At 67.0% G+C, this 7,289-nt stretch carries 8 protein-coding genes; 4 read left to right on the top strand and 4 right to left on the bottom strand.

The features are described from left to right. Positions 1 to 61 precede the first annotated feature (61 nt). Both ACN4F8_RS20750 and ACN4F8_RS20745 read left to right on the top strand, forming a co-directional pair. Entirely contained in the window at positions 62 to 1,210 is a 1,149-nt protein-coding gene (locus tag ACN4F8_RS20750) for an acyl-CoA dehydrogenase family protein (RefSeq protein WP_419475314.1), read from the top strand. Next, positions 1,207 to 2,505: an FAD-dependent oxidoreductase gene (locus tag ACN4F8_RS20745; protein WP_419475313.1), complete on the top strand. Its 1,299-nt coding sequence runs from the start codon at positions 1,207 to 1,209 to the stop codon at positions 2,503 to 2,505. The genes ACN4F8_RS20750 and ACN4F8_RS20745 overlap by 4 nt, the downstream gene beginning before the upstream one ends. A 10-nt stretch (positions 2,506 to 2,515) precedes the next feature. On the opposite strand, the gene ACN4F8_RS20740 is transcribed toward ACN4F8_RS20745, so the two are convergent. Genes ACN4F8_RS20740 through ACN4F8_RS20730 form a run of 3 tightly spaced genes read right to left on the bottom strand, consistent with a single transcriptional unit; the run spans position 2,516 to position 4,685 of the window. Next, the gene (locus tag ACN4F8_RS20740; RefSeq protein ID WP_419475312.1) at positions 2,516 to 3,043 is read right to left on the bottom strand and encodes a hypothetical protein; all 528 of its coding nucleotides are present in this window, start codon (positions 3,041 to 3,043) and stop codon (positions 2,516 to 2,518) included. After that, positions 3,040 to 4,224 carry an AAA family ATPase gene (locus tag ACN4F8_RS20735; protein ID WP_419475311.1) on the bottom strand — a complete coding sequence of 395 codons (1,185 nt, stop codon included), beginning with the start codon at positions 4,222 to 4,224 and terminating at the stop codon, positions 3,040 to 3,042. The genes ACN4F8_RS20740 and ACN4F8_RS20735 overlap by 4 nt, the downstream gene beginning before the upstream one ends. 59 nt (positions 4,225 to 4,283) lie before the next feature. Beyond that, a complete protein-coding gene (locus tag ACN4F8_RS20730) occupies positions 4,284 to 4,685 on the bottom strand; it encodes a helix-turn-helix domain-containing protein (RefSeq protein WP_419475310.1) in 402 nt (133 codons plus the stop codon). 109 nt (positions 4,686 to 4,794) lie between these two features. Here ACN4F8_RS20730 and ACN4F8_RS20725 point away from each other — a divergent pair, with 109 nt between their 5' ends. Further along, positions 4,795 to 5,574: a hypothetical protein gene (locus ACN4F8_RS20725; protein WP_419475309.1), complete on the top strand. Its 780-nt coding sequence runs from the start codon at positions 4,795 to 4,797 to the stop codon at positions 5,572 to 5,574. Between the two features lie 6 nt (positions 5,575 to 5,580). On the opposite strand, the gene ACN4F8_RS20720 is transcribed toward ACN4F8_RS20725, so the two are convergent. After that, positions 5,581 to 6,624 carry an RNA methyltransferase gene (locus ACN4F8_RS20720; protein WP_419475308.1) on the bottom strand — a complete coding sequence of 348 codons (1,044 nt, stop codon included), beginning with the start codon at positions 6,622 to 6,624 and terminating at the stop codon, positions 5,581 to 5,583. A 100-nt stretch (positions 6,625 to 6,724) separates the two neighbouring features. On the opposite strand from ACN4F8_RS20720, the gene ACN4F8_RS20715 reads away from it, so the two are divergent. Beyond that, positions 6,725 to 7,289 (top strand): pirin family protein (locus ACN4F8_RS20715; RefSeq protein WP_419475307.1); only part of this gene is annotated, 565 nt, incomplete at its 3' end.

Genomic DNA, 7,289 nt, shown 5'->3' with positions numbered 1-7,289 from the left:
TCGATCCTCTTTCCTTCCGCCTTGAGCCTGTCGAAGGGCCCACCCACCTGTTGGAGCTTGAATGAACCCGAACGATCTGCCCCGCGAGCTGACGCAAGAAGCATCGGCCAACGAGCTTCTGGCGGCTGTGCGCACCGTGGCGCAGGGCCCGCTGGCCGATGTGGTGGAGGCTTGCGACCGCGACGGCTTTTACCCGCGCGATGTGTTGCAGCAGCTCGGCGCACTCGGTGCATTCAGCACGCACCTCGACGCACCCATGGGCCGGGCCGACTACGGCCTGGCGATCCGCGCCATGGCCGAGGTCTCGCGCGTGTGCGGCGCCACCGGCTTCATGGTGTGGTGCCAGGCGGTGTGTGGCCTGTACATGCAGGCCTCGGGCAACCCGGCGTTGATGGGCGACGCGCTCACCGCGCACGCCAGCGGCGCCACGCTGGGCGGCACCGGCATGTCCAACCCCATGAAGAGTTACGCGCAGATCGAAAGCCTGCTGCTCAAAGCCACGCCGGTGGCCGGCGGCTATGTCGTCAACGGCACGCTGCCCTGGGTGAGCAACCTCGGGCCCGACCACGCCTGCGGAGTGCTCGCGGCGGTGATGCACGGTGACGAACCCGCCGGGCGCGAAGTGATGTTTCTGTTGCGCTGCAACGCCCCCGGCGTGGAGCTGCGCGAATGCCCGAGCTTCTCCGCCATGGAAGGCACGGGCACCTACGCGCTGCGCCTCACCAACGTGTTCATCGGCGAAGACGTGGTGATGGCCGCGCCGGCCAAACCCTTCATCGCCCGCATCCGCGCCGCCTTCGTCATGCTCCAGTGCGGCATGGCGGTGGGCGTCACGCAGGGCGCCATCGATTCCATCTGGGAAGTTGAAGCACAGCTCGGCCACGTGAACCAGTTTCTGGAAGACCGGCCCGACGCGCTGCAGGCCGAGCTGGACGCACTCACCGCGCGCGTGATGAAGCTGGCCGAAACCCCGTTCAACCCCTCGGTGGAGTTCTTTATTGATGTGCTGGATGCGCGCGCGCACGGCGCAGAGCTCTCGCTGCGTGCCGCGCAATCGGCCCTGCTGCACCAGGGCGCCCGCGGTTACCTCATGAGCTCGGCCGTGCAGCGCCGTGTGCGCGAATCGCACTTTGTCGCCATCGTCACGCCCGCCATCAAACACCTGCGCAAGGAGATGGCGCGGCTCTCGGCCGAGGTGATGCCGACATGAACACCCCACCGTTCGATACAAGCACCCCTCCGTTCGGGCTGAGCTTGTCGAAGCCCCCGCCAACCGCCGTCGAGAGCGCTCTCGCTCCCTACCTCTCCTACATCTGCGACGCCTGCGGCTACATCTACAACGAAGCCGATGGCGACCCCGACGGTGGCCTCGCCCCCGGCACGCGCTACGCCGACATCCCCGACGACTGGGCCTGCCCCCTCTGCGGTGTGACCAAAGCCGACTTCACGCCCTACACGCCCCCCAGCCTCGACGCCCTGCGCGCCGGCCTGCAAACCAGCACGCCGGTGGCCACGCGCGGCGCGGCGGGCGTGCTCATCGTCGGTGCCGGGCGCGCCGGCTGGCAGATGGCCGAAGCCTTGCGCGCGCTCGACGCCACGCTGCCCATCACCCTGGTCACGGCTTGCGCGGGCGACGTGTACGACAAGCCCCTGCTGTCCATCGCCATGGCGCGCAGCACCGCGCTGGAGGCCATGGTCAAGGAAAGCGGTACCGCCGCAGCCGCCCGCCTGAACGTTCACCTGCTCAGCCACACCCAAGCCGTGCGCATCTGCGCCGACACGAAGCAGCTGCGCACCACGCGCGGCAATTTGAAATACGACCGCCTCGTGCTGGCCCACGGCGCGCAAGCCGCGCTGCCACCCACGCTGCCCGCCGCCCTGTGCTGGCGCATCAACCACCTGGCGGCATACCAGAAGCTGCGCGCCGCACTCGGCGACACACCGCAGGACGTGGCCATCGTCGGCGCCGGCCTGATCGGCAGCGAACTCGCCAACGACCTCGCGCTCGGCGGCCACCGCATCACGCTGCTGGACGTGCAAGCCGAACCCCTGGCCCGCTGGAGCAGCGAGGGCGCAGGCAGCCAACTGCTCGACGCCTGGAAAGACCTGGCCATCCGTTTTGTGGGCGGTGTGCAGGTGGCGCAGCTGGAGCAGGTGGCGGGCCGCTACCGCATCACCACCACCTGCGGCCAGCGCTTCGCCGCCGACCAGGTGATCGCCGCCGCCGGCCTGGCCACACCGCCGCGCCTGGCGTTGAGTGCCGATTTGAAATGGAACAACGGCATCGCCGTGGACCCCGCGAACCTGAAAACCAGCAACGGGCACATCCACGCCATGGGCGACTGCATCGCCATCAACGGCCAACCCAGCCGCTTCATCGAACCCATCGCGCGACAGGCACGCGCGATTGCCGCCGACATCTGCGGCACCACACCCGCGCCTTACGAACCGCGGTCAGCCGTGGTGCGGGTCAAAACAACGTCACGGCCGTTGACCTTGCATTGAGCCGCATCGGTCAGCCGACGGGCCATTCGGCGAACGTCAGTGCCCGCAGCAACGACGCCAACACCGCGACGCGCTGCAGCGCTGCATCCAGTGCAAGCCGGTTGAAGTGCCGCAACACCGCTGGATCGTGGGCAGCGCCGCCGAAGCGGGCTTCGAAGTCCTGCTTGAGCTGAGCGGAGCTCCTGCCTTTCACGGCACCGTGGTGGATGTTCAGCAGCAGCGCCTCCAGGCAAGGCTCACAGGGCGCCACATGCACTCGGGTCTTGCGGGCTGCTGTCCGAGTCTTGTCGTTCCAGTCCGAGTCGGTGTCCAACAGCGCAACCACGAGGTCGTAGGCCGCGTTGCGCGATTGACGCGACGCGAAATCCACCACGTGGGCCGCTCCTTTGCCGCGCGCGTTCTTGATGGTCACGACCACGCCCGATCCGCGCTGCACATACAACGCCTTGAGGTGCTGCAAAAACAGCACCTCTGCGTCACCCTCACCCACCACCAGCACGGTGCGCGCCACCTGGCGCCGATGCGGCTCACGCTTCATAGCTGGGGAATTGCGCCGTAGGCTCCCGCCATGTACTTCGCATACAGGTTGTCGTCGCTGCGGATGCCTTCCACGCTGTCCAGCCGCCAAACGCTGCTCTGGTTGTCCTCGCTCTTCTCCACGAGCGTGACCTGCGATTTGTGAAGGATGTTCAGCACCTCCAGGGCGTGGCAAGTGAACAGCAACTGGCCGCCATGGGGGTTGGTGGTGGGGCTGGCAAACAGGTCAAGAATGGGTTCGAGCATGTGCGGGTGCAGGTCGTTCTCGAACTCGTCGATCACGGCCAGACCGCCGTTGGCCAACACCGGGAGCAGCCGCGACAGCAACACCAGAGCGCCTTGTGTACCGCTGGATTCCAACGCAAAAGGCAACTCGAACGAAACACCTCCAGCTGCTCGATGGATGCCGAAAGGCAGCCAGAACTTGCTGGACTTGCCATCGGGTTGCACCGCTTCCACTTCGCGCACTTGCACATCGCTCAAGCCCAGGTCCCACGCAGACAAAAGGTGCACCAGTTGTTGCCGCTGGGCCTCCTCGGTGGCGAAGTGAGCCGCAGCCTGGATCAGCTGGCCCGCGTCGTTCACCATGCGGCCATGTTGGTGGATGTTGCTCCAGATCTGGCTGCCGGCGAGCCGCTGCGCCAGCGGCACGCCGTATTGCGCGGCGGTGGCGATCAGGGACGCGTTGGGGCGCACCTTGCGCGCTTCTGAAGGCGCAAAACCAAACTCTTGCTGTTTGATGTCGTACGCCTGCGTTGTTTCATTCCAGTCCCGCACGAACACATAGCGCATGCGCTCGTGCCGCGCGTACAGCGCTTCGTGCAACACGCGCTGCGGCGTGCAGCGCAGCGTGTAGCGCATGAGCTGGCCGTCCACATCCAGCTCCACTTCAAAGTCGGAAGGCTCGCCCGACGAAGCCGCGTGAGGTTGGAAAGGGAGCGCGGCCGCCGGGTCCGCTCCGAACGAATGGCTGACAAACCAGTGCAGAAACAGGATCGGCTTGAGCAGTGCCGTTTTGCCGCTGGCATTGGGGCCGATGACGGCCATGACACGGCTGACCCGCTCGCCCGAACTGGCGGTGTGCGACCAGACGGCCTGTGGCACTTTGCGATCAAGCAGCCACGACACCTCGGCGCGCTCGCGGAAAGACTGGAAGTTGGAGAAGGCGTAACGGTGCAACATTTGGCAATTAAAACAGATTTCAAACAAATTTGTGTTTGAAATCTGTTTTAAAAGGCGAATCAGCCCTTGCTCCCCGCCTGCACCTGCGCCAACGCCAGGATCACCTCCCGCACCAGCTTGCGCTGCGGCGCCGGCAGGCTGAGGAAGGCGTCGAACACTTCGCGTTCCTGGTAGCTCACGCCTTCGTCCCACCGTTTGCGGCTCTCTTGCACCCGGTGGCGCACGGCCTGGCCGAAGCGCAGCACCTCGGGCTCCACCCGCAGGATCTCGGCCAGCACCAGCAGCTTGTCCTGCGCGGGAATCGCCTCGCCCCGCAACCAGCGTGAGACCGCCTGAAACGACACCGAGCGTCCCCAGTAGTGCGCATTGAAGAGGTTCAGCAGCACACCGGGGCGCGGCTCCAGACCGGCGCCTGCCATGGCGTCGCGCAGTCGCTGGGCGAATTCGAGCTTGTGTTCCATGGACCGAACGCTAGTTTTCGGTCGCGTTTTCAATCAACGTCGTGTTGTATGCTGAATTCACCTGTTGATTGAATTGATCACCCAAAACCACGCTTGCAAGGAGGACAACATGAACCCAACCGTGTCGCAGCGCGTCACGCCCACCACCGCTGCGCTGCTGCAATGGTGGTTTGACCCACCGTGCGCGCGGGCCCGGGGCCAGCTCGGTTTTCACGTCGAGCAGCGCCGCGCGATCCTGGCCACGATCACCGCACACGAGGCGCTGAAGGGCAATGCGCCACCGACCGGGCGGCCGGTGCACCGTGTGGCGCTGACCATCGGCATCGACCAGACGCGGGTCATGCTCGCCCTGCTGATCTGGCAACTGCTCAACCACAACGACGCACTCGCCGCCGACCACGACGACCCGCGCTTCACCAACCGCTTCATCGCCGTGGCGCACCACGCCCGCGCCCGCGACCGACTGCTCGGCACCTTCTTCGGCATGCTGGTGCCGGGCGGCCTGGGCGCGCGCGACTTCGGCACGGCCGGCCTGGTGCGGTTGGCCGAACTGCTCATCCCTGCGAACCGCCGCGACGAGGTCTATGGTTTCGTGTGTGCCCACGTCTGCAGCGGCTCGCAGGTCATGCGCCAGCCGGTGCGCGACGGTTTGATCGCCATCACCGACGGCCGCCTCGAAGCCCTGGAGTGTTTTGCGCGACTGCCGCGCGTGATGGTGTTCGACGACGAAACGCGCCCGCCGCTCTGGACCCACAGCAAAAGCGACGTGAACAGCCCGGCATGGCGACAGCACTTGCGCCGCATCGCCTCGGCGCGCGACGAGCTCTGCGCGCAGGTGGTGTTTGCGCAGCACCGGCCCGGCGAGGGCCCGACCAGCGCGTGGCCTTGAGCACCCTCAGGCGATGACGTCCTGTGCGCGCAGCGGAATCACCCGCCGCGCAGGTTTCTCGGCCCGTGCGCGCAACTGCCCGCAGCCTCCCTGCACGTCCTGCCCGGCCGACTGCCGCAGTTTGGTGAGGATGCCGCGGCGGTGCAGGCGGCGCGCCATGTCCGCGGCCTGTTCCCAGCTCGGGCGCTGGTAGGACAGGTCGTCCACCGTGTTGTACGGAATCAGGTTGAGGATGGCATGTTTGCCGTGCAGCAAACGCACGATGCCCTCGATCTCGTCGTCGCCGTCGTTGATGCCGGCCAGCAGCGTCCATTGGTACTGGATGGGATAGCCGGTGGCGCGCGCATAGCGCTCACCGGCGTCCACCAGTTCCTCGGGCGTCATGCGCGGCGCGCGGGGCAGCAGTTGCTCGCGCAGCTCGGCTTTGGTGGTGTGCAGCGATAGCGCCAGCGCGGGCTTCACGCGGGCCAGCGGCAGGGCCTCGAACACGCGCGGGTCGCCCACGGTGGAGAACACCAGTTGCTTGTGGCCGATGTTGCCCAGCGTGCCGAGCAGATCGATCGCCTCCATCACGTTGTCCAGGTTGTGCGCGGGCTCGCCCATGCCCATGAACACCACCTTCTTCACCGGCCGCAACGTGCGCGCCAACGCCACCTGCGCCACGATCTCGGCACTGCCCACCTGGCGGATCAATCCACTCTGCCCGGTCATGCAGAACACGCAGCCCACCGCGCAACCCACCTGCGTGGACACACACAGGCCGTCGCGCGGCAGCAGCACGCTCTCCACCGTCTGGCCGTCGGCCAGCGCCACCAGCAGGCGCGCGGAGCCGTCTTCGGCGGGGTGCTGTGATTGCAGGCGCGCCAGCGCGGCGAGCTCTTGCACCAGCGCAGGCAGCGCGTGGCGCAGCGTCTGGGGCATGAAGTCTTGCAGTGCGCGGCGGCCCTGGTCTTGTGGCTGCGCCTGCGTCCACAGGCGCAGCACGCGCTTCTCGTGGACCGGCAGGGCGCCGAGGGCACGCAGACGTTGGCGGAGGGTGTCGATGCGCATGGTGTCAGGTGGTGGAGCGAGCGCCGAGCTTAACCGTCGCACGCTTGTGGCGCGGGCGCGCGCCCGCCAGAATCGAACGCTTCCAACCAAGGAGCCAACGATGCTGGAGATGGTGATCACCGCCCGGGCGGCAGACCTGGGCCACGGCCTGAAAGTGCGGCGCGTGCTGCCCTACGCCAAGCGCCGCATGGTCGGCCCGTGGATCTTTGTGGACCACGCGGGGCCAGTGACATTCGCGCCCGAAGACCTGCCGGGCGCCGACGTGCGCCCGCACCCGCACATCGGCCTGTCCACCGTGAGCTATCTGCTCAGCGGTCAGATCCACCACCGCGACAGCCTGGGCGTGCACCAGCTCATCAAACCCGGCGACGTGAACTGGATGACCGCGGGGCGCGGCATCTCGCATTCGGAGCGTTTCGAGCACCCTGCGTCGTTCGCAGGCGGCGGCCTGGAGCTGATGCAGCTGTGGGTGGCCCTGCCCGAAGCCGATGAAGAAACCGACCCTGCCTTCACCCACTACCCCGCAGCCGACCTGCCGGTGCAGGACCGGGACGGCGTGTGGATGCGCCTGATCGCAGGCGAGGCCTATGGCATGACCAGCCCGGTGAAGACGCATTCAACGCTGTTCTACCTGCACACCGAATGGCAGGCCGGCGCCAGCCTGG

The sequence above is a fragment of the Hydrogenophaga sp. genome, from assembly GCF_048549895.1.
GTDB lineage: Bacteria > Pseudomonadota > Gammaproteobacteria > Burkholderiales > Burkholderiaceae_C > Hydrogenophaga.
Note: the sequence above shows the minus strand (reverse complement) of the source record. Positions and strands in the feature narration are given on the sequence as shown.

Excerpts from the sequence above, each read along its gene's own strand:
- ACN4F8_RS20735 (WP_419475311.1), bottom strand. The coding sequence starts at position 4,224 with ATGTTGCACCGTTACGCCTTCTCCAACTTCCAGTCTTTCCGCGAGCGC.
- ACN4F8_RS20745 (WP_419475313.1), top strand. The coding sequence starts at position 1,207 with ATGAACACCCCACCGTTCGATACAAGCACCCCTCCGTTCGGGCTGAGC.
- ACN4F8_RS20725 (WP_419475309.1), top strand. The coding sequence starts at position 4,795 with ATGAACCCAACCGTGTCGCAGCGCGTCACGCCCACCACCGCTGCGCTG.
- ACN4F8_RS20720 (WP_419475308.1), bottom strand. The coding sequence starts at position 6,624 with ATGCGCATCGACACCCTCCGCCAACGTCTGCGTGCCCTCGGCGCCCTG.
- ACN4F8_RS20740 (WP_419475312.1), bottom strand. The coding sequence starts at position 3,043 with ATGAAGCGTGAGCCGCATCGGCGCCAGGTGGCGCGCACCGTGCTGGTG.
- ACN4F8_RS20750 (WP_419475314.1), top strand. The coding sequence starts at position 62 with ATGAACCCGAACGATCTGCCCCGCGAGCTGACGCAAGAAGCATCGGCC.
- ACN4F8_RS20730 (WP_419475310.1), bottom strand. The coding sequence starts at position 4,685 with ATGGAACACAAGCTCGAATTCGCCCAGCGACTGCGCGACGCCATGGCA.